This is a genomic window from Elusimicrobium sp. An273, assembly GCF_002159705.1.
Taxonomy (GTDB): Bacteria; Elusimicrobiota; Elusimicrobia; order Elusimicrobiales; family Elusimicrobiaceae; genus Avelusimicrobium; species Avelusimicrobium gallicola.
Genome location: NZ_NFJD01000005.1, coordinates 18,465 through 44,960 on the forward strand (window position 1 = coordinate 18,465; position 26,496 = coordinate 44,960).

At 50.8% G+C, this 26,496-nt stretch carries 14 protein-coding genes, 2 tRNA genes and 3 rRNA genes; 16 read left to right on the forward strand and 3 right to left on the reverse strand.

The genetic code is table 11. From position 1 onward, the window contains the following. Window positions 1-60: 60 nt before the first annotated feature. Window positions 61-1,380: a hypothetical protein gene (locus B5F75_RS07120; protein WP_087289413.1), complete on the reverse strand. Its 1,320-nt coding sequence runs from the start codon at window positions 1,378-1,380 to the stop codon at window positions 61-63. A 36-nt stretch (window positions 1,381-1,416) separates the two neighbouring features. Between B5F75_RS07120 and B5F75_RS07125 the strand changes: the two genes are divergently transcribed. Beyond that, window positions 1,417-1,803, forward strand: coding sequence for a MazG family protein (locus B5F75_RS07125; RefSeq protein ID WP_087289415.1), 387 nt, complete (start codon window positions 1,417-1,419; stop codon window positions 1,801-1,803). Between the two features lie 329 nt (window positions 1,804-2,132). Here B5F75_RS07125 and B5F75_RS07130 read toward each other — a convergent pair whose 3' ends face one another. Then, window positions 2,133-3,533, reverse strand: coding sequence for an alanine/glycine:cation symporter family protein (locus tag B5F75_RS07130; protein ID WP_087289417.1), 1,401 nt, complete (start codon window positions 3,531-3,533; stop codon window positions 2,133-2,135). A 95-nt stretch (window positions 3,534-3,628) separates the two neighbouring features. Further along, window positions 3,629-4,633 (reverse strand): phytoene/squalene synthase family protein, encoded by a 1,005-nt coding sequence (locus tag B5F75_RS07135; protein ID WP_143351276.1) that lies wholly within the window; start codon window positions 4,631-4,633, stop codon window positions 3,629-3,631. Window positions 4,634-6,001: 1,368 nt separating this feature from the next. On the opposite strand from B5F75_RS07135, the gene B5F75_RS07145 reads away from it, so the two are divergent. From B5F75_RS07145 to B5F75_RS07220, 15 genes are all read left to right on the forward strand, one after another. Beyond that, window positions 6,002-7,513, forward strand: a 16S ribosomal RNA gene (locus B5F75_RS07145). A gap of 137 nt (window positions 7,514-7,650) precedes the next feature. Next, a tRNA-Ile gene (locus B5F75_RS07150) sits at window positions 7,651-7,724 on the forward strand. A 15-nt stretch (window positions 7,725-7,739) separates the two neighbouring features. After that, window positions 7,740-7,812: transfer RNA gene (locus B5F75_RS07155), tRNA-Ala, on the forward strand. A gap of 332 nt (window positions 7,813-8,144) precedes the next feature. Then, window positions 8,145-11,180 (forward strand): 23S ribosomal RNA (locus B5F75_RS07160). Between the two features lie 186 nt (window positions 11,181-11,366). Then, window positions 11,367-11,485 (forward strand): 5S ribosomal RNA (gene rrf / locus B5F75_RS07165). The 16S, 23S and 5S rRNA genes sit together here with 2 tRNA genes alongside, the layout of an rRNA operon. Before the next feature lie 346 nt (window positions 11,486-11,831). Continuing rightward, window positions 11,832-12,833, forward strand: a complete 1,002-nt coding sequence (locus tag B5F75_RS07175) for a DUF3089 domain-containing protein (protein ID WP_158093811.1) — start codon at window positions 11,832-11,834, stop codon at window positions 12,831-12,833. Window positions 12,834-13,097: 264 nt separating this feature from the next. Next, window positions 13,098-13,715: a hypothetical protein gene (locus tag B5F75_RS07180; RefSeq protein WP_087289428.1), complete on the forward strand. Its 618-nt coding sequence runs from the start codon at window positions 13,098-13,100 to the stop codon at window positions 13,713-13,715. A 262-nt stretch (window positions 13,716-13,977) separates the two neighbouring features. Beyond that, window positions 13,978-14,505, forward strand: a complete 528-nt coding sequence (rplJ, locus tag B5F75_RS07185) for a 50S ribosomal protein L10 (RefSeq protein ID WP_087289430.1) — start codon at window positions 13,978-13,980, stop codon at window positions 14,503-14,505. Window positions 14,506-14,724: 219 nt separating this feature from the next. Next, on the forward strand, window positions 14,725-15,108 hold the full coding sequence (rplL, locus tag B5F75_RS07190) for a 50S ribosomal protein L7/L12 (RefSeq protein ID WP_239406359.1): 384 nt from the start codon (window positions 14,725-14,727) through the stop codon (window positions 15,106-15,108). Between the two features lie 154 nt (window positions 15,109-15,262). Continuing rightward, window positions 15,263-19,126: a DNA-directed RNA polymerase subunit beta gene (gene rpoB / locus B5F75_RS07195; protein ID WP_087289431.1), complete on the forward strand. Its 3,864-nt coding sequence runs from the start codon at window positions 15,263-15,265 to the stop codon at window positions 19,124-19,126. A gap of 16 nt (window positions 19,127-19,142) precedes the next feature. Beyond that, a complete protein-coding gene (gene rpoC, locus B5F75_RS07200; protein ID WP_087289433.1) occupies window positions 19,143-23,321 on the forward strand; it encodes a DNA-directed RNA polymerase subunit beta' in 4,179 nt (1,392 codons plus the stop codon). Window positions 23,322-23,323: 2 nt separating this feature from the next. Then, window positions 23,324-23,704 (forward strand): 30S ribosomal protein S12, encoded by a 381-nt coding sequence (gene rpsL, locus B5F75_RS07205; protein WP_087289435.1) that lies wholly within the window; start codon window positions 23,324-23,326, stop codon window positions 23,702-23,704. Between the two features lie 23 nt (window positions 23,705-23,727). Then, window positions 23,728-24,207, forward strand: coding sequence for a 30S ribosomal protein S7 (gene rpsG / locus B5F75_RS07210; protein ID WP_087289438.1), 480 nt, complete (start codon window positions 23,728-23,730; stop codon window positions 24,205-24,207). Between the two features lie 14 nt (window positions 24,208-24,221). Beyond that, entirely contained in the window at window positions 24,222-26,324 is a 2,103-nt protein-coding gene (fusA, locus tag B5F75_RS07215) for an elongation factor G (protein WP_087289440.1), read from the forward strand. A gap of 63 nt (window positions 26,325-26,387) precedes the next feature. Next, window positions 26,388-26,496, forward strand: a 109-nt coding sequence (locus B5F75_RS07220; protein WP_143351232.1) for a GTP-binding protein, incomplete at its 3' end; no start/stop codon positions are given.

Sequence of the window (26,496 nt, forward strand, 5' to 3'; positions counted from 1 at the left end):
CAAAGCCTTTGTCCAGCACGTTGATTTTTTCGTTAGACTGTGGCACAATGCTCTCCTAAATTATTTAAAAATTTCTACAATGCGGCTGTTGCCGTTGGGCAATACTTCGGCGGCCAGCACCGCGCGCTGCGAGCAGGCGGTATCGTACACGACGCCGTCCAAGGGGGTGGTGTCCTGCACGGTCAGCTGCCCGTTTTCATACGTCAGAAAATGTATTTTCCCGTTTTGGTATTGGCCGAACATTTGGGCCAGCAGCCCGATTTTTGCGTCATTTTCCACAGCGGCAATGGTAGCGTCGCCCTGCGGGCCGAATACTTGCACGGAAGGATAAAATTCCAAAATCTCCTGCTTATATTTTACACGATTTGGAGACGATGCGAACAAATCCTTGCTTTCGGTGCGTTTGCCGTTTTGCAAAACCATCCGCAAGGTGCCGGTGGAAGAGGTGTAAATCAGGTTGTCCGCCCCTTCTTTTTCTACTCCGTAGCGGGCCACGCCCGTCAGCCAATTGCGAAGCGTGGCAAACGATTTTTTGGAAGCCTTAAATTTGCCGTCTTCATACACCACTTGCCGGGCGTTGCCGGGATATTCTTCCGACACAAAAGGCGTTTGCGCCCAGACGGTTTTTTCCGCGCCGCAGCCCTGTTCTTTGACGAAAAAGGGAAGTTCGGCTGTTTTTTCCAGCGAGCCGTTTTTATTTTCCAGCACAAAAGCGGACACCTTTTTGCGGGCCGGCGTATAGACCGTTACAAAAATTTGGGCGTTGCCTTTTTTGACGGGTACTGCCGAAATTGTGATAGGTTGGGCAGACGAAGGAAGGAAATAGGAAAAGACCTCTTTTAACGTATTATTTTCCCCGCGGCTCCAGACGGTAACCTGCCGGTCGGAAGAAAGGGTAACCAGGTTTTGGGCGCCGGGGGCGGAGACGTCCGCCTCGGTTACGCTGATGATTTCCTGCGCGATGGGCGCGTAAATAATTTTTTTGCGCACTTCGCCCGGGATTTGCAGCGCCTGCGGCTGGGGTGCGGCGGCCGGTGCGGGGTCGGCTGATTCTTCCAGCAGGGCCTGCTGGCCTACGGCAATGCCGGCGGGATTTGCCATTTCACCCACGGCGTAGAGCGGCTGGACTTCGGTGATTTTCCCGACGGGGGAATAGTGGTAAATGTCGCCCAGGTCTTTGCCCGTTTGGGGGTTGGTTAATTTTTCGGTGGATACAATTACTTTAAAAGACTGCCCTTTGTACGGGGCTTTGGCGGCGGAAGAAGTATCTAAATAAATGCTGGAACCGTCTACGCGCACCACGGTTATCTGCGCGCCGGCCAGCGCGGAAAAACATAAAAAAACGGCTAATAAACTCAGGCGGAAGATATTATTTTTCATATAATAAATGTATAGCATTTTTACCAGGTGGGAACAATGACAAAAAACAACTTTAACGATTTGGTTCAAACGTTTGCCGTACTGCGCGGCCCCAACGGCTGCCCGTGGGACAAGAAACAGACGCACGAAACCTTGATTAAATGCCTGCGCAGCGAAACGCAGGAATTGGTGGACGCCATCGAAAAAAAAGATGACGAAAATATGAAAGAAGAACTGGGGGATGTCTTGCTGCAAGTGCTCATGCACAGCCAGATTGCCGCCGAAGAAGGCAAATTTACGATTGACGACGTTATCCAGGGCTTGTACGACAAACTCCACCGCCGCCACCCGCATGTATTCGGCGATCATGCCCGCGCCGCCACCCCCGAAGAGGCGCTGGCCTTATGGAAAGAAATGAAAAAGAAGGAACGGGAAGGAAAATAAATTTAAAAGCGGCTTTCAAGGCCGCTTTTTTAATGGATAAACGCAAATTTTGCCCAAAAATAAACCCCCGCGTATTATTTCGGGGGTTTAGCTCATTAATGTCATTATCATGACCTATGTTCCTCTTTCCAAGGGAGGCTCCGTATCCGGGTCTTCACGCAATAGGAAAACACGCCGTGCTTTCACAACTGCAACCAAGGACTATCGGGCTGTTCCCAAGTACTTAGTACTATTACTATAGTGGGATTGTGTCTTTTTTCAAGGCCCAATTTTTCTGGGCCCCCAACAGCGGAACTCCCCGTCGGAGCTCCGCTTGTTGAAAGGGAAAATCAGCGAGTCCAAGCGTCCGCATGATGCACGGAAGGGACGTTTTCCGGGTTAAACTGCGGGTCTTTGCCGGCTTGTTTTTGCCGGCGGTAGTCGGCCAGCACGTCTATTACCTGGCGGCGCAGACGCAAAATGGCATAAATGTTCATCAGCGCCATTACCGTCATAAACAAGTCCGCCATATTCCACACCAGTTTTAACTGTAAAATGGCCCCCAACAGCACCATCACGCTTACGCCCGTTCGGAAAAACGCCATCACCCAGCGGCGGCGGGTTAAAAATTCCACGTTGGCCTGCCCGTAATAATAATTGCCGATAATGGACGTAAATGCAAAAAGCAGTACGCTGGCGGATATAAAGTAATTGCCCACCGGCCCCAGTTCCTGTGTGAGGGCCTTTTGCGTTAGCGCGATGCCTTCAAGCCCCGGGAACGATTGGTAATCGGCCAGCATAACGATAAACGCCGTGCAGCTGCAGATAACTAAGGTATCTACAAACACGCTGAACGCCTGTACGTAGCCTTGTTTGACGGGGTGCGAAATGTTTGCGGTGGCGGCTGCGTTGGGAGCGCTGCCCATGCCGGCTTCGTTGGAAAAAAGCCCGCGGCGGGCGCCCGTCATAATGGTGGCGCCCAGCGCCCCGCCGGCTACATTGCGCAGGCTGAACGCGTCCGACACGATAAGCGCCAGCACGCCCGGCAGTTTTTCTAGGTTAAACAGTACCACTAAGGCCGTAATGGCGATGTAGCCCAGAGCAAAAATGGGCACGATAACCGCCGAAAACTTGGCAATGCGTTTTAAGCCGCCAAAGATGATGACGGCCGTCAGCCCGGCCAAGATAATCCCCGTTAAAAAAGGATCCAGGGAAAAAGTGGTCTGCAAAGACTGGGCAATGGTGTTGGATTGTACCGAGTTAAACACAAACGCAAACGTCAGCGTGATGATAATGGAAAACGCCAGCCCCATTTTGCGGCTGCCCAAGGCGTTTTGCATATAATAGGCCGGCCCGCCGCGAAAATGCGCGCCGCTTTTTACCTTATATACCTGCGCCAGCGTGCTTTCGGCAAAGGCGGACGCCGCACCGATGACGGCAATAAGCCACATCCAGAACACGGCTCCCGGGCCGCCCACCGTAATGGCAATCGCCACGCCGGCAATGTTGCCCGTGCCTACGCGCGAGGCAGTGCTGATGGAAAAGGCTTGGAAAGACGAAATGTGCCCCTTTTCTTTAGGGTTGCCCGTCTGCCCCAGCATCAGCCGCAGCATTTCTTTGGGCCGCACGAACTGGACGAACCGGGTGGCAATGGTAAAATAAAGGCCTGCAAATAACAGGGCGGCCATCAGCACGTAGCCCAAAAAACGGTCGTTGAGCAGGGTGATGGCTTGCGTTAAGATATCACTCATGAGGACTCCTGCGTATGGGTATGTTGGGTACAAACACAAAACGAGAAGTTTTTAAAAAACACATTTTATAGTATAGCTTTTTTATTGGCGGGAATTTAGCGGAATTTGCGTAATTTAAAATCAAGCCATTTGGCAAATACGGCATTGCTGAGTAAAAACGCCGGCGAGGCAGCCATCGTGCGGTAGATGACCCCGCGGGAAATTTTGACGCGCCGCTTTGGGTTTAACAGCTGCGGTTCCTGATATACTTTAAACAAGGTGTCCGCCGTCCACAAAATAGGCCATGCCACGGCTGCGCGCAGGCCCGGCTGCGTTTTGGGCAGCTGTTCAAAGTACGCTTTGGCGCTTTTTAAATTGGCAATGCCCCATGCAATCCATTTGCGTTTAACGGGCTCAAAGCGGGGGGAGTTGGCGGGGTTTAGCAAGTCCGGCGCGCTTAGGCCGGCTTGCTGCAAGTCCGTGCTGGGGAAATAACACCGCCCGATCCGCAGGTCTTTCGGCAAATCCCGCAGAATGTTGACGATTTGCAGCGCGTCGCCAATATGTTGCCCCAGTTCAAAAAATTCTTCTTCCGGCATTGCAATGGGCATCGTGCGGCAAATCAGGCGGCTCCAAAACAATCCCGGTTTTCCGCCCATCAGCCGGCAATAGCGTTCCAAGTCGGCAGGCGCGTCAAACGCTTTGGGCAACGGGGCTTTTTCGTGCGGAAAGAAACTTAAGTCCGTTTGCATCCCGTCGCATACGGCGTACACCACATCCATAATCAGCTCTTGCAAATGGGGCGGGATACGGTTGAGGCAGGCCAAGCATTGCGGCAGGTGTTCTATCAGCGCTTCTTCGTACGGATTTTCCGAACCGCCGGAAATTTCAGAAGTCAGCTGCGCAATTTCCTGCGGGTCTTGCGTTTGGATTAAATGAGGAAAACGTTCCACCCAATAGAGCCGGCGGGAGGAGGGGAGAATGGGCGTATCGGCAATCGTGTCGGCGTAGCGGCATAATAAATACGCAATGCCAAAAGTCGGGCGCATCGCGGACGGCAGCGCCTGTACGCTTAAATAAAGACTGCGCGAGGTGTTTTTTAAAAACGTTTGCGTATCCATATATATAAGAATAGCAAATTTAAAAAAATAATTGACACTCCCCCGCGCAATAACGCATAATATAACTATGAAATTGTTAAACGTAATTATTAACGTCAATCACGAATCCTTTAAACCGATGGAAGGTCTAAAGGAGATTTCGGTTGGCGCGGGCGTTTGACAGTTAGTTCCATTTATTATTTATTTAAAACCCCGCTGAATAAAAAAGCGGGGTTATTTTTTTAGAACAGATTTCTTGCCGGTACAGCCGGCAACGAAAAAACAAAAAAACGGGTACAACAAAAAATGAAGAAGGGTTGCGCTTCGGCGCATCCTTCTTTGTTTTATGAGCGCGCGTGCGCGCGCGTACGATAAACCGCAAAACGGAAAGAAAAAGTTGCCGGAAGGGAAATAATTTGCTAATATAAACACAGATCAAAATATAGCGTTTGCCCCCGGCCTCAAATAACCAAAACGCCGGGACAAGGATTGCAAAAACGCTTTTCTCGACGGAGAAAAAAGAGTTGACAATCCCCGCAAAATTAGCTATACTAGATTTATCAGGAAACAAAAAGGTTTGTTTCCACGGAAGTTTTCAAGAACCCTTTTTCAGTTTTTGAAAAATTAGAAAAATGGGTCTTGACATTTCTGTCTTTTTTTGTTAGACTATATGAGTAGTCGAAATTGATCTTTGTAAATGTAATAACAAAAACTTCTTACTCGTTTTTATAAACCGTTTTGCAAACAGAAAACTTTTCGGCAGCGAAACATCACCTTATATTAGAAAAGGCAGCCGATGGACTGAGCCGAGCTGATCAAGTTAGTTTTGCAGAACACCTTATAAAAACACTTAATAATAAGTCTTATCCCTTCGGCCCCAAGCGGCCATGACTTCCTTGAATAATCAAGAAGTGCATAAAAGACTTATCGCAGTACCTAAAAGAGCCTCTGAAGCAGGCTGCTTGTTTGGATGTTTTAAAAAAGCTTGACAAACTTTAAAAAATATGCTTTAATAAAAGAGTAGTAAGAAAAGTCAGGCGGTTGAAAATAAAATTTCAAAAAAAGCTTGACAAACAGAAATAAATTTTGTTATAATATCTTTACAGCGAGAAAAGCTGATAAAGAAGTTAAAAATAAATTTCCTATTGCTTTTTTCAAGCAGGAAAAAAGCAACGAGGAAGTTTCGTTCTCTGAAAATTTGACAGCAATGTGCGAATGGGCGATCTGAAACGGACAGATCTTCGGATTTGACAGTTCAGAGCTCATTACAGTAAGTCATATACTATAGTATGACACCAAGTTAATTCAAATAAGTAGAGTCAAAAGTCAACAGCTCGCTGTTAGCGATTGATCGCCTTTGAACCGCTTGCGGTTTAAAGGTAATTAATTCTAATGGAGAGTTTGATCCTGGCTCAGAGTTAACGCTGGCATCGTGCATAACACATGCAAGTCGAACGGGACTTCATTTTGTAGCAATACAGAGTGAAGTTTAGTGGCAGACGGGTGAGTAATGTATAAGAAACCCACCTCCGAGTGGGGAATAACAGTCCGAAAGGATTGCTAATACCCCATAACATCTTTAAGCGGCATCGTTTAAAGATCAAAGATTTATCGCTTGGAGACGGTCTTATATTCTATCAGCTTGTTGGTGGGGTAACGGCCTACCAAGGCGACGACGGATAGCCGGCCTGAAAGGGCGACCGGCCACAAGGGCACTGAGACACGGGCCCTACTCCTACGGGAGGCAGCAGTGGGGAATTTTGGACAATGGGCGAAAGCCTGATCCAGCAACGATGCGTGGAGGATGAAGGTTCTCGGATTGTAAACTCCTTTTGAGAGGGAAGAAAAAAATGACGGTACCTCTCGAATAAGCCACGGCTAACTACGTGCCAGCAGCCGCGGTAAGACGTAGGTGGCAAGCGTTACTCGGAATTACTAGGCGTAAAGCGCGCGTAGGCGGGATGTTAAGTCTGTTGTGTAATCTCTGGGCTCAACCCAGAAACTGCAACGGAAACTGGCGTTCTTGAGTGAGGCAGAGGAAATCGGAATTCCTAGTGTAGCAGTGAAATGCGTAGATATTAGGAGGAACACCGGTGGCGAAGGCGGATTTCTGGGCCTTTACTGACGCTAAAGTGCGAAAGCTAGGGGAGCAAACGGGATTAGATACCCCGGTAGTCCTAGCCGTAAACGATGATAACTAGGTGTGGGAGGTATCGACCCCTTCCGTGCCGCCGCTAACGCATTAAGTTATCCGCCTGGGGAGTACGGCCGCAAGGTTAAAACTCAAAGGAATTGACGGGGACCCGCACAAGAGGTGGAGTATGTGGTTTAATTCGACGCTACGCGAAAAACCTTACCTGGGCTCGAACGACTGGTGGTAGCACTTATGAAAGTAGGTGCGACCCGCAAGGGAGCCAGCCGAGGTGCTGCATGGTTGTCGTCAGCTCGTGTCGTGAGATGTTGGGTTAAGTCCCGCAACGAGCGCAACCCCTATCCTGTGTTGCCTAGCAATAGGATCTCTCAGGAGACCGCCGCGGATAACGTGGAGGAAGGTGGGGATGACGTCAAATCATCATGGCCTTTATGTCCAGGGCTACACACGTACTACAATGGTATAGACAGAGGGCAGCAATACCGTAAGGTGGAGCCAATCCCTAAACTATGCCCCAGTTCAGATTGTGGGCTGCAATTCGCCCACATGAAGCCGGAATCTCTAGTAATCGCAGATCAGCACGCTGCGGTGAATACGTTCCCGGGTCTTGTACACACCGCCCGTCACACCACGAAAGTCAATTGCAACAGAAGTATCCAGGTCGTCTGGGTCCTAAGTTGTGATTGGTGATTGGGGTGAAGTCGTAACAAGGTAGCCGTACCGGAAGGTGCGGCTGGATCACCTCCTTTATTCTATTTTCTTTGGAATTTAGAATAGGTCGGTAGTTCTAAACTGGTGCGCGAAAGCGCTATCTGTTTCAGGTCGGCCACTCGCACATAGAAGGTTATAGAGCTTAGGCTCTTTTGAAAGGTTTTAAAAATAGCTTGGGCTCGTAGCTCAGCTGGTTAGAGCGCACGCTTGATAAGCGTGAGGTCGAAGGTTCAATTCCTTCCGGGCCCACAGCAACTTATTAAAGGGGCTGTAGCTCAGTTGGGAGAGCGCCTGCTTTGCAAGCAGGAGGTCGTCGGTTCGATCCCGATCAGCTCCAATATAACCTAGTGAACATGTTGCGTCAGATTTGTAGTTCTTTGAAAATTAGATAACTTATACTAAATCTTCTCTTGTAAGACTCCAGAAGTTAAACATTTAAATCATAAAAATGGTTAACGGGCAGCGAAGGGAATGAAAGTATATTTTAGAAAAGCCAAGCGTTTGTATATTCTAAATGTGATATGAATATACTTACACTTACACAATTAAGCAATGAGAACGCAATTAACTGAAAAGTTAATGGTTATCATACTAAAAATATAGATAGCAATATCTAGCATTTGAAATGACCAATTTAGATAGATGAAAATCTGTCGGATTAAAGAATATGGTCAAGCTACAAGGGTGTATGGTGAATGCCTTGGTGCCAGAAGTCGATGAAAGACGTGATAAGCTGCGATAAGCCGCGGGTAGGAGCAAATATCCTGTGATCCGCGGATTTCTGAATGGGGGAACCCCTGCAGGTGAGAGCTTGCAGATCATCACTTAAAGACCGAGTCTTCGGACTCGGAGGTAGGGTGATAGAAGACAACGTAGGGAAGTGAAACATCTCAGTACCTACAGGAAAAGAAATCAAAGAGATTCCCTGAGTAGTGGCGAGCGAAACGGGAATAGCCTAAACCAGCCCCCGCACTGTATGCATCAGTGTGGTGCATAGAGTGCGTGGGTTGGGGTTGCAGGGCTTGCTCGTGTTAGACACAAAGAGTTACCAAGCAACAGGTTAGTTGAACGGTCTGGAAAGTCCGACCATAGAGGGTGACAGTCCCTTAAACGAAAACCTAGTTGTCTCTTAGCAAGTACCTAAGTACCACTGGTCACGTGCAATCCGGTGGGAATCCGGGGAGACCACTCTCCAAGGCTAAATACTCTCTGGCAACCGATAGTGAACCAGTACCGCGAGGGAAAGGCGAAAAGAACCCCGAGAGGGGAGTGAAATAGAACCTGAAACCGTACATCTACAAGCTGTCGTAGCACTATGATACACTTCGGTGTATAATGTGCGACGGCGTGCCTGTTGAAGAATGATCCAGCGAGTTAATGTGCCGAGCAAGGTTAAGGGGTGAAGAGCTCCGCAGCCGTAGTGAAAGCGAGCCCGAACAGGGCGATTAGTTCGTCATATTAGACCCGAAGCCAAGTGATCTAACCCTGTCCAGGATGAAGTTCTCGTAACAGAGAATGGAGGTCCGGAGTGTTAAACGTTGAAAAGTTTCTACATGAGGTGGGGTTAGGGGTGAAAGGCCAATCGAACTTGGTGATAGCTGGTTCTCCCCGAAATAGCTTTAGGGCTAGCGTTGAAATTTAACCCGAGGGGGTAAAGCACTGGTAGATTTAGGGGGAGCGACCCTCCTTCCGATGTCTGTCAAACTCTGAATACCTCGGCGAATATTTCAGCAGTCAGTTCGTGAGGGATAAGCTTCACGTGCGAGAGGGAAACAGCCCAGACCGTCAATTTAGGTCCCAAAATGTATGCTAAGTGGTAAAGGATGTGGATTTACTTAAACAGCTAGGAGGTTGGCTTAGAAGCAGCCACCCTTTGAAGAGTGCGTAATAGCTCACTAGTCGAGTGAATCTGCGCCGAAGATGACTCGGGGCTAAGCATACTACCGAAATTACGGATTGTACATTGATTCGTCTTTGTACAGTGGTAGGGGAGCGTTATTAGCTGCTGCGAAGGTATACCGTAAGGAGTGCTGGAGCGCTAATAAGTGAGAATGCTGGAATGAGTAGCGACAAGGAAGGTGAGAATCCTTCCCGCCGAAAATCTAAGGTTTCCTTGAGCAACGTTCGTCGGCTCAGGGTCAGTCGGGCCTAAGCTCAGGCCGAAAGGCGTAGGCGAAGGACATCAGGTTAATATTCCTGAACTATAGTAAGCGCGTCATAACCTAGGGAGGGACGCAGGAGAGTAAACCATCTGGCTATATGCCAGTTCAAGGCCGTAGGCATCTTCGGATAGGCAAATCCGTCCGGAGGCTAAGTCGAAAACCGAGTACGAGTGATCGCAAGATCGCGAAGTGGTCCAATCACGCTGCCTAGAAAAACTTCGTAGGGAGTTCTTACTATAACCGTACCGTAAACCGACACAGGTGGATGGGGTGAAAATCCTAAGGCGCGCGAGATAACCATCGTCAAGGAACTAGGCAAACTAGCTCCGTAACTTCGGAAGAAGGAGTGCCCGAGTACTGGTGCAGCAATGTATTGGGAAAGGGTCGCAGTGAATTGGGCTTCGTGACTGTTTAACAAAAACTTAGGGCTCTGCTGAAATCTCAAGATGATGTATAGGGCCTGATGCCTGCCCGGTGCCGGAAGGTCAAGGGGAGTGGTTAGCCGCAAGGCGAAGCTGCGAACTTAAGCCCCGGTAAACGGCGGCGGTAACTATAACCGTCCTAAGGTAGCGAAATTCCTTGTCGGGTAAGTTCCGACCTGCACGAATGGCATAACAAAGAAGCCGCTGTCTCGACGGTGGGCTCGGCGAAATTGTGGTTCAAGTGAAGACGCTTGATGCATGCAACAAGACGAAAAGACCCTATGGAGCTTTACTGTAGCTTGTTATTGGATTACGGTTTACATTACGTAGGATAGCTGGGAGTCTTTGAAACGTTCCTTGAGGGGGGCGTGGAGACAACGGTGAAATACCAGCTTTTGTGGATTGTGATTCTAACCTATTACCCGTGAATCCGGGTTGGGGACAGTGGCAGGTGGGCAGTTTGACTGGGGCGGTCGCCTCCTAAAGAGTAACGGAGGCGTTCTAAGGTTCCTTCAGGCCGTATAGAAATCGGCCATTGAGCGCAAAGGTAGAAAGGAGCTTGACTGTGAGGACGACGGTCCGAACAGGTGCGAAAGCAGGACTTAGTGATCCGGTGGTCCCTCGTGGGAGGGCCATCGCTCAACGGACAAAAGCTACCCTGGGGATAACAGGCTGATCGGGCCCAAGAGTTCACATCGACGGCTCGGTTTGGCACCTCGATGTCGGCTCATCACATCCTCCCGCTGAAGCAGGTGGGAAGGGTTGGGCTGTTCGCCCATTAAAGTGGTACGTGAGCTGGGTTCAGTACGTCGTGAGACAGTACGGTCTCTATCTGTTGTATGCGCAGGAAACTTGAGAGGAGTTGTCCATAGTACGAGAGGGCCTGGATGAACGAACCTCCTGTATATCAGTTGTTTCTACAGAAGCATAGCTGATTAGCGGTGTTCGGTAGGGATAAACGCTGAAAGCATATAAGCGTGAAACCCGCCTCAAGATAAGGTTTCCCTGGTAGATTAACTACCCAGAAGACCCCCGGAAGACTACCGGGTTGATAGGCAGAGTGTGTAAGCACAGCAATGTGTTCAGCTAATCTGTACTAATAGGTCGTGAGGCTTGGCCATATTCTTTAATCCAGATAGATAAAGAATAGTAAGTGAAAACACTTGCGCTTTTCTAAGTTATCTAGACGTTAGGAGGAATCGATGACCCGCCTGATCAGCGGAGAGAAGGATTCTAACGTATAAAGGAACATGTTGTAAAACGAGTTCCTTTTCAAATTTGTTCTTTTACTAAGAGGCTGGAATGAGACTGATAATAATTCCGACGAGGCCACACCCGTTCCCATTCCGAACACGGCAGTTAAGCTCGTCAGGGTCGATGGTATTGGCGCCCAATTCGGCGCTGAGAGAGTAGATCGTTGTCGGTCTCATCCCAGCCTTTTACTTTAAGATTTAAACCCCGCTTAACCGCGGGGTTTTTTGTTGTATAAATAAGTGGCGGGCTGGTTGTTTTTGCAATTCTTCCTGCGAAACACACAGACCGTCCTTTCCTTTCTTGCGGGGTTGAAAAAATGGAGTTCACCCTCCGTTTGTGCTTTGGTTAGGCCGGGCGTAATCAAATCTTTTTTCACGCGCTTGCTTTTAAAAAAGGCCGAAAAGAGTTTTTGCATGCCGCGGGCCCTATATTTCTTCTTTTTTATTTTAAGACCCAATACTTTCATTTACAATACGTCACAAATCCGCTATATTGTAAGGAAGCAAGGGGGAAATCTAATGCGCAAATTACTTTATTTCTTTTTCCTTATTTTACCCGTGGGGCTCTGCGGCTGTTTGGGCTCCTCGCCGGTGCCGCAACCTGCGGTTCCCGATTATGCCCAAGCAGAAAACTGGGCTTCCCTGCCCACCGGGCTAGCAGATAAGCCCGTAGACGTTTTTTATGTATATCCCACTATTTTTGGCGGAGCGGGCCCCGAACAAATGGACATTTCGGATCCGCAGCTGCGGGCAAAAGCAGACGTGCAAATTGGCATTAATGCCGGCGTCTTTACAGACGAGGCCAACCTGTTTGCCCCGTATTATCGTCAAGCCTCTATAGAAGTCGTTTGGATGAAGGAGCGGGAAGCGGAAGACTTGCTGAAAGACGGATACCGAGATGTGGCCCGGGCATTTAAATACTATATGGAGCATTTCAATCAGGGGCGTCCGTTTATTTTGGCGGGATTTAGCCAGGGCTCTATGGCTTTATTAAACTTAATGGAAAAGAAGTTTGACAACCCCCAATGGCAAAAGCAATTTGTGGCGGCGTATCTGATTGGCTACTCGGTTACCGAGGATGATTTGGAGCGTTACCCCTGGCTAAAAATGGCGCAGGGAGAAACGGATACGGGGGTCATCGTGTCGTATAACACGCAGCTGCCGGGGTATGGATATTCCTATGTATTAAAAAAAGGCGCCAAGGGAATCAATCCGGTAAGCTGGAAGGCGGACTCTTCCGTCGCTCCGGCCGCTTTGCATAAAGGAGCGGTTATCTTTGATATTGTAACGGGCGAAAAGCAAGCAGAAATTCCACACTTTTCAGACGTCTGGCTGGAAGAAAAGACCGGTGCCCTGGCCGTGCATGCCGATGCCGCCAAATACAATGCCAGCCAAGCGGTGTTCCCACCGGGCGTGATGCATATGTATGACTATATGTTTTTCTATAATAATCTGAAAGAAAACGTACAAAAACGCATCGCGGCGTATAAGGCCGCCCAGGAACAGCACCCAAGCAAATAGTCCGCAGGACATGTTTCGTGCGGGAGAGCCGGTTGTTTGTCCTTTGGCTGGTTATTGTGCAAATGAGCATATTGCCCGGCCGGGCCGCCGCGTATTTGGCCTGTCTGGAGGGCTGAATCAAAAGTGGGGGATTTCCCGCGTTGCCCACAATCGGGTGTTCGGTTGGGTAACGGTCGTAATTTTTGGAAGCATTGGCCCGTGGATTGTGTAGGCGGGCGGGAATATGATATCTTTTACAAAAGAGCTGAAAAAAGGAGATTTTTTATGCGTCGGATTCAACTAATCGGTATTTTGGTGGCTTTCATGGTAGGGATGACGGGCGTGAGTTTTGCAAAAGACAAGGCGGATACTATCCGTTTTGCCGGCACGCAATACACCCTGCAATACAGCGTGGGAAATGCGCAGGAACGGCTGAATGAGTATTTGCCGGCCGGCGAGGATTTTTCTTCCTATTCCACGATGTTTACCGTCCGTTCTTATGATGCACTGCAAAATACGCCGCAGGAAGTGGCTTCCAGCGTTATTTATAATTTACAACAACACTATCCCGGTACCGAATACAGCTTTTTCCCGGGGAAAGGAAGCGATGCCGGCTTGTCTTTTATTGCAACTAAACCGGGGATTTTTGAATTTAACTTTTTCCGCTTTACCACGCACCAAGGGCATCCGGTGGCCTTGCAATTTGTGTACCGGGAATATCCGAACGCCAAAAACGAAGACCAAGTGCGGCAAAAAATGGTGCAAACCATCCAAAAAAACGCAACCGCGTGGGAAAATGAAATGCTTTCCATGCCGGTTCCGGCCATCCAGCCGAGTGCCCAAAAGCCTGCCAAAGCCCCGGCCAAAACAAAAAATAAAAAAAAGAATCTGGTTAAAAAATAAAGAAATCCGCTTGGCTTAGCCGGCGGATTTTAGTATAATAAATATAAGAGCCGCGGATAAAACGTTTGCAAAAAGGATTGCAATAGGCGGCTTTTATTGATAAAATATAATAGAAGTAATTAACCCGATTTTTAACGAGAACCATAACTCCTCCGACGGTAAAACGAAGGGAAGGGAGTTTGTGGCTGTCGTTTTCTCTGCTTAAAAAATCAAAAATTTAAGCAAAAAACGCAGCCGTTTTCGTTAGTAAACAGGCAAGAAAATGAACCTGACAAAAGACCAAAAGAAACAAAAGTCGCAAGACTTGGCTTCTGAAATTACCGCTAGCGGCACCCTGTTCTTCACGGCCTATCAAGGCTTGAAGTTCGTGGATATGGCCGAGCTGCGCGCGCAGTTGGCGCCCACGGGAGCGAAATTCCGTGTGGAACGCAACGCGATCGTAGATCACGCCATCCGCCAGGCCAAAATTGAAGGCGCTGATGAAAAGCTCTTTCAAGGGCCGACGGCCATCGCGGTAGGCGGCGACATTGCCGCCGTTGCCAAAGCGTTGGTGGACTTTCAGAAAAAGTTTGCGGCTTTGAAGCTTCGTGCTTGCTATTCGGACGGTGTTTGGTACAGCGAAGAACAGGTGAAACAATTGGCTACCATCGGTACCAAGGAAGAGAACCTCTCCAAGCTGGCCGGCGCGTTGTACAACGCGGTGGCGCAGTCCGCGCAAGTGCTGCAAGCTCCGATACGGGATTTTGCCTACGTTATCAAAGCCGTGGAAGACAAACAAAACGGCAAATAATAACGGCGGACGGATGTTTCGTCCGGTCATCGGCTTCGGTTTACGGAGCAATGTTCTTTTGGGCGGGTGCTTAGCAAGAGCCTAGGGCCCGTCCAAAGACAGAAGACAGACAAAATCTAAACCCGCCAAGAGCGGTAGTAGCCCGAAAGGATAAATGCACGGGCCTAAACACGGTTTAGGCAGAAGGCAGCTACTCTATAAAACAAGGAAAAAAATAAAATGGCTAAATTGACCAAAGAAGAATTAGTAAACGCTATTGCTGAACTCACCGTTCTGGAACTTTCCGAACTCGTGAAAGCTATTGAAGAAAAATTCGGCGTGAAAGCCGCCGCCCCGGCCGTGGCCGTTGCCGCCGCTGCTGCTCCGGCTGCCGCTGCCGCTGAAGAAAAAGACGAATTCAACGTTGTGTTGACCGCTGTTGATGCCGCCAAGAAAATCAGCGTCATCAAAGTCGTGCGCGAAATCACCGGCTTGGGCTTGAAAGAAGCCAAAGACTTGGTGGAAGGTGCCCCGAAAGCCGTGAAAGAAAACGTTGCCAAAGCCGAAGCTGAAGAACTCAAAAAGAAAATCACCGAAGCCGGCGGCACCGTCGAACTCAAATAGTTCAACCAACGAATTATTAATCCCATCCCCCGCGTTTGCGGGGGTTGGGATTACGTACCCTTAAGGACAGGGTATAACGGCGGGCCTGCCGCCTCCGGCGTAGTGCGTTGCGTCCGGTTGGGCAGTCCGCTGCTAAACAGCAGGAAGAACAGAAATGATTGAAAAACAAACAAATTTCGGCAAAATTTCCACGAAACTTCCCTTACCCGATTTGCTGGACATGCAAAAACAGTCGTTCGTAGACTTTTTGCAGCTGGATGTCCCTCCCGCCAAGCGGGAACTAAAAGGCCTGCAAGCCGCTTTTGAAGACGTTTTCCCTATTGAAGCTCCCGACGGGAGTATGAAACTTGAATTTTTGAAATATGAACTGGGCGCCCCCCGCTACGCCACCCCGGCCGAAGCTGCCGTGCGCGACAGCACCTATTCCGCGCCCTTAAAAGCCCTTTTGCGCTTGCAAGTAAAACAGAAAAACGGGAAGATGAAAGAAGCGTCCGAACAGGACGTAACCCTGTGTGATCTGCCGTTGATGACCGATGCCGGCTGCTTTGTGTTTAACGGCGCCGAACGCGTGGTCGTCAGCCAGATGCACCGCTCTCCGGGCATTATTTTTGAAGAAGACGAAGAGAAAAAACAGTCCACTTTCGGTAAACGCCTGTATGTGGCGCGCATCATTCCGTACCGCGGGGCGTGGATTGAATTCTCGTTTGACTTGATGAACGCGCTGTGGGTGCGCATTGACCGCAAGAAAAAAGTGTTGGCCTCTACGTTCCTGCGCGCCTGCGGTTTGGAAACCAACGCACAGATTATCCAAACCTTCTACAAATGCGAAGATATTGAAGTGAAGCCGTCCAACATTGACGGCGTCATCGGCCGCTACGCGGCGGACGATATTTACGATCCGGCCACCGGCGAAGTGCTGTGGAACCTGGACGAAAAAGCCGCCCTGCCGATTGACGATAAACTTTTCAAAACCTTAATTGAAAAGAAAGTAAAAACCATCAAAGTAATTTCCGGCAAACCGCGCCAGGACGACCCCGGTATTTTGGCGACCTTGGAACACCGCAAGGATTCCATCCGCACCGCCGCCGAGGCCCAGGCCGAAATTTACAAAAAGATGAGAGGGCAGGACTTCGTCGTAAAAGAACAGGCGGAAACCTTCCTCAACAACCTGATTTTCGACAACATCCGCAGATATGATTTAAGCTTTGTCGGCCGCTATAAAATCAACAAAAAATTTGCGAACATGTTTGATTTAATCAGCAAATTCAAATTCAAAAAATTTACGACTCCGTCCGAAAAACGCCGCACCTTGGCGCCGGAAGACATCATCGTTACGGTCAAATACCTCTTGGCCTTGAACGCCGGCGAAGATGCGCAAAAGATGTATGGAGACGGATTTACCTTTAAAGTAGACGATATTGACCACTTGGGCAACCGCCGCGTGCGCGGAATCGGGGAATTGTTGGAAAACCAGATTCGCGTAGGCTTGTCGCAAATGGCCAAAACCGCCCGCGACCGCATGAACCGCGAGCTGACCAATCCCACTCCGCGTGCGCTCGTCAATGCGCAGCCGGTGCAGGCGATTGTTCGCAAGTTCTTCGGTACTTCGCAGCTTTCCCAGTTTATGGATCAGATCAACCCCTTGGGCGAACTGACCCACAAACGCAGACTTTCGGCCTTGGGGCCCGGCGGCTTAAACCGCAAACGCGCCGGATTCGAAGTGCGCGACGTACACTACACGCACTATGGCCGCGTCTGCCCGATTGAAACCCCGGAAGGCCCGAACATCGGGTTAATCACCTCGTTGGCGTGCTATTCCAAGGTCAACAAATACGGTTTGATTGAAACGCCGTACCGCAAAGTGGTCAACGGCAAAGTAACCGACCAGGTGGAAGAATTGACCGCCGACGCCGAAGACGACAAGCTCGTGGCGCAGGCCAATACGCCTACCACCAAAGACGGCAAAATTGACACCGACCTCGTAGCCTGCCGCGTCCGCTCGGACTATCCGTTGGTTTCGCCCAAAGCGGTAGATTATATGGATGTCTCCCCGCTGCAGGTAATCAGCGTGTCCGCGGCGCTCATTCCGTTCTTGGAACACGACGACGCCAACCGCGCGTTGATGGGTTGTAACATGCAGCGCCAGGGCGTGCCGCTTTTAATGCCGGAAGCGCCGTATGTGGGCACCGGGATTGAGCACGAAGTCGCGCGCGACTCCGGTACTTCCGTAGTAGCCCGCCGCGACGGCCGCGTCCAATTCGCGGATGCCTCCAAAATCATCGTAGAAGCCAAAGACGGCACCTACGATGTGTATGAACTTTTGAAATACAAACGTTCCAACCAAGACACCTGCATCAACCAGCACCCGATCGTCAAAACGGGCGACAACGTAAAAGCCCGCCAAGTCATTGCCGACGGCCCGTCTATGGACAACGGCTACCTGGCCTTGGGCCGCAACATGCTGGTCGGCTTTATGTGCTGGGAAGGGTATAACTACGAAGACGCTATTTTGGTGTCTTCCCGCTTGGTGAAAGACGACGTATTTACCTCTATCCACCTGCACGAATTTACGGTGGATGCCCGCAACACCAAACTGGGCGCGGAAGAAATCACCCGCGATATTCCCAACATCGGTGCGGAAGCCTTGTCGCACTTGGATAACGACGGGATCGTCCTCCCCGCTACGGTGGTGGAACCCGGCGACATTCTGGTGGGCAAAGTAACGCCGAAAGGCGAACAGCAGCTTACGCCGGAAGAACGGCTGCTCAAAGTGATCTTCGGTAAAAAAGCCGACGACGTGGTGGACGCCTCCTTGCGCGTTCCGCCCGGCACCAGCGGCAAAATTTTGGGCACCCGCGTATTCGTGCGCAAAGAAAAATTGACCAAAGCCGAAGAAAAAGCCCGCTTGACGGCGCTGGAAAACGAAAAAGATTCCACGCTGGAACTCTTGAAAGAACAGCGCAAACGCGCGTTGGCCAATGCCAAAGCTTCTATTAAGAAAGAAGCTGATTTGAAGAAAGAAGAAGCCCGCATCAATGCGTTGTACAAATTGATGGAAAAGAAAACTGTGGAACATTACGAACGCGAGATGGAATTCTCTAAACAAGGGGACGAACTCGCGGTAACGGTTAATAAATCCGTCAAAGTGTACATCGCTTCCAAACGCAAACTGCACGTAGGGGACAAAATGTCCGGCCGCCACGGGAACAAAGGCGTGGTGGCGCGCATCCTGCCGGAAGAAGATATGCCTTTCTTGCCGGACGGCACGCCGCTGGACATTGTGCTTTCCCCGTTGGGTATTCCTTCCCGTATGAACGTGGGCCAGCTGCTGGAAACGATGCTCGGCTGGGCCGCGCACTACCTGCACTACAACGCCGCCACCCCGGTCTTTGACGGGCCGAGCGAAGCCGAAGTAGTGGAACAGGTGCGTAAAGCCAAAGAGAAGATTTTGGACGACAAAGGCCTTACCGGCAAAGCGCGCGAAGAATACGCCGCCAAATACCTGCCGGACGATTACTGCCGCATTACGCTCTATGACGGCAGAACCGGCGAGCCTTTTGAAGAAAAAGTCACCATCGGCTACATGTATATGATGAAGCTGATCCACTTGGTGGAAGACAAAGTGCACTCCCGCTCCACGGGCCCGTACAGCTTGATTACGCGCCAGCCGTTGGGCGGTAAAGCGCAGTTTGGCGGACAGCGTTTTGGTGAAATGGAAGTGTGGGCCATGGAAGGTTACGGCGCCACGTACACGCTGCAGGAATTCCTGACCGTGAAGTCCGACGATTTCGTCGGCCGCACCAAGATGTATGAATCCATCGTCAAAGGCGAAGCGCCTGCCCAGCCCGGTGTGCCGGAATCCTTTAAGGTACTTATTAAAGAACTCCAGGCCTTGGGTCTGAGCGTAGATTTGCTGAAGAAGGTTGAGGACGGCGGTCAAACGCCGTCCGCCTCCGCCGAGAAAAAGGCCGAGGCCAAAACCGAAGCGCCCGAAGAAACGGGAGCCGCTGCTAAATAAGCCGGGGATTTGAACAATGCAACAAACGAAAAAAGTTAAAAAATTGAACGAACTCAACTTCTTCGATTTTGATGCCATTAAACTGGGCATCGCCAGTCCGGAGCAAATTCTGGCGTGGTCTTACGGCGAAGTAAAAAAGCCGGAAACCATTAACTACCGCACCCTTAAACCGGAGCGCGACGGCTTATTCTGCGAACGCATTTTCGGCCCGACCAAGGACTACGAATGCGCCTGCGGCAAATACCGCTGGGTAAAATTCAAAGGCATTAAGTGCGACCGCTGCGGCGTGGAAATTACGGAAAGCAAAGTGCGCCGCGAACGCATGGGCCACATTGAACTGGCCGTCCCGGTGGCGCATGTGTGGTTCCTGCGCAAAAATCCGTCCCGCATCGGGATTATGCTGGATATGCGCACGAGCGATTTGGAACGCGTGGTGTATTATGCCGCGTATGTGGTGCTGGAAGACTGCGTAGACAGCGTAACCGGCCGCGTGGACTTTAAGAAAGGCACGCTCCTTTCCGACGTACAAGTGCGCGAAGCCCGCAAAAAACACGGGGCCCGCTTGAAAGTGGGCATCGGCGCGCCGGCCATTAAAACGTTGCTGGAAGGCATTGATTTTGACAAAGAAATTCCGGCTTTGCACGAACAGCTTAAAAATACGCAAAGCGAAATGGAACGCACCAAACTCATCCGCCGCATTAAAACGATGGAAGAGTTTAAAGAAAGCGGCAACCGCCCGGAATGGATGATTTTAAGCGTACTGCCCGTCATCCCGCCGGATTTGCGTCCGCTCGTTCCGCTCGACGGCGGCCGGTTTGCGGCGTCCGACCTCAACGATTTGTACCGCAGAATCATCAACCGCAACAACCGCTTGAAACATATTGAATCCCTGCGCGCGCCGGAAGTGATGATTTACAACGAAAAACGCCTCTTGCAGGAAGCGGTGGACGCCTTGATTGAAAACGGCGCCCGCGGCAAATTCTTCATTGGGCCCGGCGGCAGACCGCTTAAATCCCTGTCGGACAGCATCAAAGGCAAACACGGCCGCTTCCGCCAGAACCTGCTGGGGAAACGCGTGGACTATTCCGGCCGTTCCGTTATTGTGGTCGGCCCGAACTTGAAACTGCACCAGTGCGGTTTGCCCAAACTGATGGCGTTGGAACTGTTTAAACCGTTTATCATTGGCGAATTGATGAAGAAAGAAGGCGTAACGCTGAAATCCGCCAAGAAAATGCTGGAAAGAGTCCGCCCGGAAATTTGGGATATTTTGGAAAAAGTAACCAAGAACCACCCGGTGCTGCTCAACCGTGCTCCGACCTTGCACCGCTTGGGTATTCAGGCGTTTGAACCGGTGCTGATTGAAGGGAAAGCTATCCAGCTGCACCCCTTAACCTGCGCCGCTTTCAACGCAGACTTCGACGGTGACCAGATGGCCGTGCACGTGCCGCTTTCGCTGGAAGCGCAGATGGAAGCCCGCACCCTGATGTTGGCCTCCAACAACATTTTGTCGCCTGCGTCCGGCAAGCCGATTGCCTCTCCGTCCCACGATATGGTGTTGGGCGTGAGCTTTTTGACCAAAATCAAAGACGGTGATATCGGTGAAGGTTCCATTTTCGGCAGCAAGGAAGAAGCTTTGGTGGCGTTGGAATACGGCAAGCTTTCGTATCACGCCAAAATCAAAGTGCGCGGCATTAACGCCATTGTGGAACCCGGTTTGGACGGCAAAGAAGAAAAAGATCCGTCCAAATGGAAAGATTTTACTTCCGTGGGCCGCATTATTTTCAACCAGGCGTTGCCGAAAGGTTGGGAATACATCAACAAGACGGTCGGCAAGAAAGAGCTGGCCGCGTTGGTGGACGAATGCTATAAGAGCAAAAAATACGGCCGCTACGAAGCCGTACAGCTCTTGGATAAGATCATGAAGATGGGGTACCACTATGCCACCCTGTCCGGTCTGTCCATTTCCATCGCGGATATGACGATCCCGTCGGCCAAGCAGAAATATATTGACGACGCCAAAAAGAAAGTCAAAGAAATTCAGGCGCAGGCCGAAGCCGGTATCATCACGGAAGGCGAACGTTATAACAAAGTCATCGATATTTGGACGCGCGTCACGGACGACGTGGCCAACGAACTCTTCAAAGAAATGAAAAAATTTGAAGAATCCAAATATGACCCGACCAACAAAGAACACAGCGGCCAGCGCTTTAACTCCGTCTATTTGATGGCGGATTCCGGCGCCCGCGGTTCGCGCCAGCAGGTACGCCAGCTGGCGGGTATGCGCGGATTGATGGCCAAACCGCAGAAGAAACTGACCGGCGGCCAGGGCGAAATTATTGAATCGCCTATTACCGCCAACTTCCGCGAAGGGCTGTCCGTTTTGGAATACTTCATTTCCACGCACGGCGGTCGTAAAGGTTTGTCCGATACGGCTTTGAAAACGGCCGACGCCGGGTACTTAACCCGCCGTCTGGTGGACGTCGCTCACAACGTCGTAATTACGGAAGAAGACTGCGGCACCCATAACGGAATCGTGGTCAAATCCCTGATGAGCGGCGAAGAAATGGTGGAACCCATTGAAGAACGCATTTTGGGCCGCACCAGCTTGGAAGATGTCGTGGTGAAAGTGAAAAAAGCCGACGGCACCGAGGAAGAAAAGACCATTATCAAAGAAGGCGATTTGATTACGCTGGAACAGAGCAAACTGGTCAAGAAATACGGCGTGGAATCCGTACGCATCCGCTCCGTGCTTACCTGCGAAGCTCCTTACGGCGTGTGCGCCAAGTGCTATGGTTTGTCTTTGGCGACTTCGTCCAAGAGCAACCCGGGCGATGCGGTAGGTATTATCGCCGCGCAGTCCATCGGTGAACCGGGTACGCAGCTGACGTTACGTACCTTCCACATCGGTGGTACGGCTTCGCGCGTGTTGTCTCGCAGCCAGGCGGTGGCGGAAATTGACGGCAAAGTAACGTTCAAAGACGTCAAGATTATCACCAACCGCTACGATAATAAAATTTGTATTTCCAGAAACGGCTCTATCTTTGTAGAGGCTGGAAATGGTACAATAAAAGAATACAAGATTCAGTACGGCGCTTCCGTGTACACCGCGGATAAAGCGACCGTCAAAAAGGGAACCCTGCTCGCGGAGTGGGACCCGCACTCTATTCCTGTGCTGGCCGAAGCGCCGGGCACGGTGAGACTGACTGACGTAATTGAAGGTATCACCCTGCAGGAAGAGCGCAACAAAGTTACGGGCGTAATTGAACGCAAAATTACCGCGAGCCGCATGGGTAAGAAAAACCCGCGCATCAGCATTGAAGGCAAAGACAAAAAAGTCAGCCTGCCTTTGCCTATTGATACGATTCTGATGGTGGAAAACGGTGAAGAAGTGGAACCCGGCGACGTGCTTGCCAAAATCGGGCGCGAAGCGGGCGGCACCAAAGACATCACCGGCGGTCTGCCCAGAATTGCGGAATTGTTCGAAGCCAGACGGCCCCGCAACCCGGCAATTATTTCCGAGTTTGAAGGGATCGTCAGCTTGGAAACGTCGCCCAAAGGTTTGATTGAGGTTGTCGTGCGGAACGAAGAGACCAACCAGGTCAAGCAGTACAGCATTCCGCAGGGCAAACACCTTGTAGTTTATGAAGGCGACCACGTTGGCGTAGGCGAAGCCTTAACCGACGGCGCCATCGACCCCCACGACGTGCTGCGCGTGAAGGGCGAAAAAGAAGCGCAAGAGTTCCTGTTAAACGCCATCCAAGAAGTGTACCGCTTGCAGGGCGTTACAATTAACGACAGACATATTGAGGTTATTGTCCGTCAGATGTTGGGGAACGTAAAAATTCTGGATGCGGGAGACACGCATTTCCTGAAAGGCGAAATCTTAAGCCGCGCAAGCTGGCTCAGAGAGAACGCAAAGATGAAGGCCGAAGGCAAACGCTTAGCCGACGCCGAAACCATCCTTTTGGGTATCAGTAAAGCGTCCCTCGCTTCCGAATCGTTTATTTCCGCGGCGTCGTTCCAAGAAACGACCAAAGTCCTTACGGACGCCGCCATCACGGGCCAGGTGGACGAATTGCGAGGCCTGAAAGAAAACGTAATCGTAGGCCATTTAATCCCGGCGGGTACAGGTATTTCCGCCCGGAAAATTGCCGAAGAGTTTAACCAAAAACGCAAAGAAACAGGAGAGAAGTAATAATGCCAACAGTAAACCAATTAGTAAAATACGGACGGGCGAAAGAGTCCAACCGGACGAAATCCCCGGCGTTGCAGGCTTGCCCGCAAAGACGCGGCGTCTGCACCCGTGTTTATACCACGACCCCTAAAAAACCGAACTCTGCTTTGAGAAAGGTGGCCCGTGTGAAGCTGACTTCCAAAGTGGAAGTAACCGCTTATATTCCCGGCGTGGGACACAACCTTCAGGAACACTCCATCGTGCTGGTGCGCGGCGGCCGTGTGAAGGACTTGCCGGGTGTGCGCTACCACATCATCCGCGGCGCGTTGGACGCGTCCGGCGTTGAAAACAGAAAACAAGGCCGCTCTCTTTACGGTGTAAAGAGACCGAAAGCCGGTAAATAATTTTTAGGAGTTGAAAAAGATATATGCCGAGAAAAGGTTTAAGACCCAGAGACAGAAGACCGCAGCCCGCGCCGGATTATAAATACAATTCCGTGCTCGTGGCCCGGTTCATTAACAAATTAAATTTTGAAGGCAAAACCTCTACCGCCGAACGCATCCTGGACGATGCGATGGCGATCATTGCCGAAAAAACCAAAGAAAATGCCTTGGACGTATTTACCAAGTGCATTGAAAACGTCCGCCCGCTGGTGGAAGTAAAAGCCCGCCGCGTGGGTGGCGCCAACTACCAGGTTCCGACCGAAGTCAAGCCGCTTCGCAGCACTTCGCTGGCGATGCGCTGGCTGATCGGTGCCGCGCAAAGCCGCAAAGGCCGCCCGATGGCTGAAAAACTGGCCGAAGAAATTATGTTGGGCGCTAAGAAAGAAGGCACTGCCTTTAAGAAACGCGAAGACGTGCATAAAATGGCTGAAGCCAACCGCGCTTTCGCTCATTTTAAATGGTAATTGGGAAATAAGATATGGCTGAATTCAAAACCTATCCGTTGGAAAAAATCAGAAACATTGGTATTATCGCGCACATCGACGCTGGTAAAACCACCACTTCCGAACGCATCCTGTACTATACGGGCAAAGTGCACAAAATCGGCGAAACGCACGACGGCGCTTCCGTAACGGACTGGATGGAACAGGAAAGAGAAAGAGGCATCACCATCACTTCCGCCGCCATTTACTGCGTGTGGAAAGACTGCCAGCTTAACATTATTGACACTCCCGGCCACGTGGACTTTACGGCCGAAGTGGAACGTTCTTTGCGTGTGCTGGACGGCGCCGTCTGCTGCTTTGACGGCGTGCAAGGGGTGGAACCTCAGTCTGAAACCGTATGGCGCCAGGCCGATAAATACCATGTACCCCGCATCGCGTACATCAACAAAATGGACCGCATTGGTGCGGACTTCATCCGCTCCGCCAACTCCATTAAAGAAAAACTGGGTGGAAATGCCTGCCCGATCCAGCTGCCGATTGGCGCCGAAGACAAATTTGTCGGCGTGGTAGACTTGGTGAAGATGAAAGGCATTATCTGGGACGGCGACCACAACGGTGCCACCTTTAACGAAGTGGACATCCCGGCCGACCTCGTAGAAGCTGCCCAGAAAGCGCGCACGGAAATGATTGAAAAACTCGCCGATTTTGACGAAACCATCATGGAACGCTACTTAAACGGCGAAACGGACTTTACGGTTGAAGAAATCAAAAAAGCCATCCGCAAAGGAACGCTTACGGGCAAATTCTTCCCCGTTATCTGCGGTTCTTCCTATAAAAACAAAGGCGTGCAGCCGCTTTTGGACTGCGTGAACGATTATCTACCCTCTCCTGTAGACGTTCCGCCGGTCAAAGGGACGGATCCCAATACGGGCGATACGATTTACCGCAAAGCCTCCAACTCTGAACCGTTCTGCGGACTTATTTTTAAAGTACAGACCGATCCTTTCGTCGGTAAACTGAGCTTCTTCCGCATTTATTCCGGTACGTTAAAAGCCGGGGATGCGGTTTTCTTCCCGGGCAAAAACGCCACGGAACGCATCGGCCGTATGATGCGTATGATGGCCGATAAACGCGAAGAAGTAAAAGAACTCGGCGCCGGCGAAATTGCCGCTACGGTGGCCATTAAAAACTCCCGCGTGGGTCAGACGATTTGCGCGCCTGAAGCGCCGATCGTGCTGGAAAGCATCACCTTCCCCGAACCGGTAATCTCTATCGCGGTGGAACCGAAATCCAAAGCGGACGAAGAAAAAATGTCCAACGCTTTGGCCCGCCTGGCCGAAGAAGACCAGACCTTCCGCGTCCGCACCGATGAAGAAACCGGCCAGACCGTTATTTCCGGTATGGGTGAACTGCACTTGGATATTATTGTAGACCGCATGAAACGCGAATTCAACGTGCAGGCCAACGTGGGTGCCCCGCAGGTAGCTTACCGCGAAACCATCACCAAGACGGTGGAACAGGAAACCAAGTTCGTCCGCCAGTCCGGTGGCCGCGGTCAGTACGGTCACGTATTCCTGCGCCTGGAACCGCTGGAGAAAGGCAAAGGCTTTGAATTTGTCAACGAAATTACGCAGGGCCGCATTCCGAAAGAATACATCCCTGCCATTGAAAAAGGCTGCCGCGAAGCGTTGGATTCCGGTGCGATTGCCGGATACCCCTTGGTGGATATCAGAGTGGCCGTGTTTGACGGTTCGTTCCACGAAGTAGACTCTTCCGAAATGGCCTTTAAAATCGCCGCTTCTATGGCCTTGAAAGACGGCGCCAAGAAAGCTAACCCGATTATTCTGGAACCTATTATGAAGGTAGAAGTAGTGGCTCCGGAATCCAACTTGGGTGATATTATTGGCGACTTGAGCTCCCGCCGCGGCCAGATTGGCGAAATGGGCGTCAGAGGCAACGTGCGCTATGTCCGCGCCGAAGTGCCGCTGGCTGAAATGTTCGGTTATGCCACCAACGTCCGCTCGCTCTCTCAGGGCCGTGCGTCGTTTACGATGGAACCGAGCCACTATGCCGAGGTGCCGGCCAACGTCGCGAAAGCGATTATTGAAAAACGCACCGCCGCAAAAGTGGCTGCTTAACACTTTACCCTTGCGCCCGCCTGTGCGGGCGCAAGGTTGCATTAGAGAATAAGGAGTATAAAAATGGCAAAGGAAAAATTTTCCCGCAGCAAACCGCACGTGAACGTGGGAACGATCGGGCACGTGGACCATGGTAAGACGACGTTAACGACGGCGATCACGAAGGTATTGG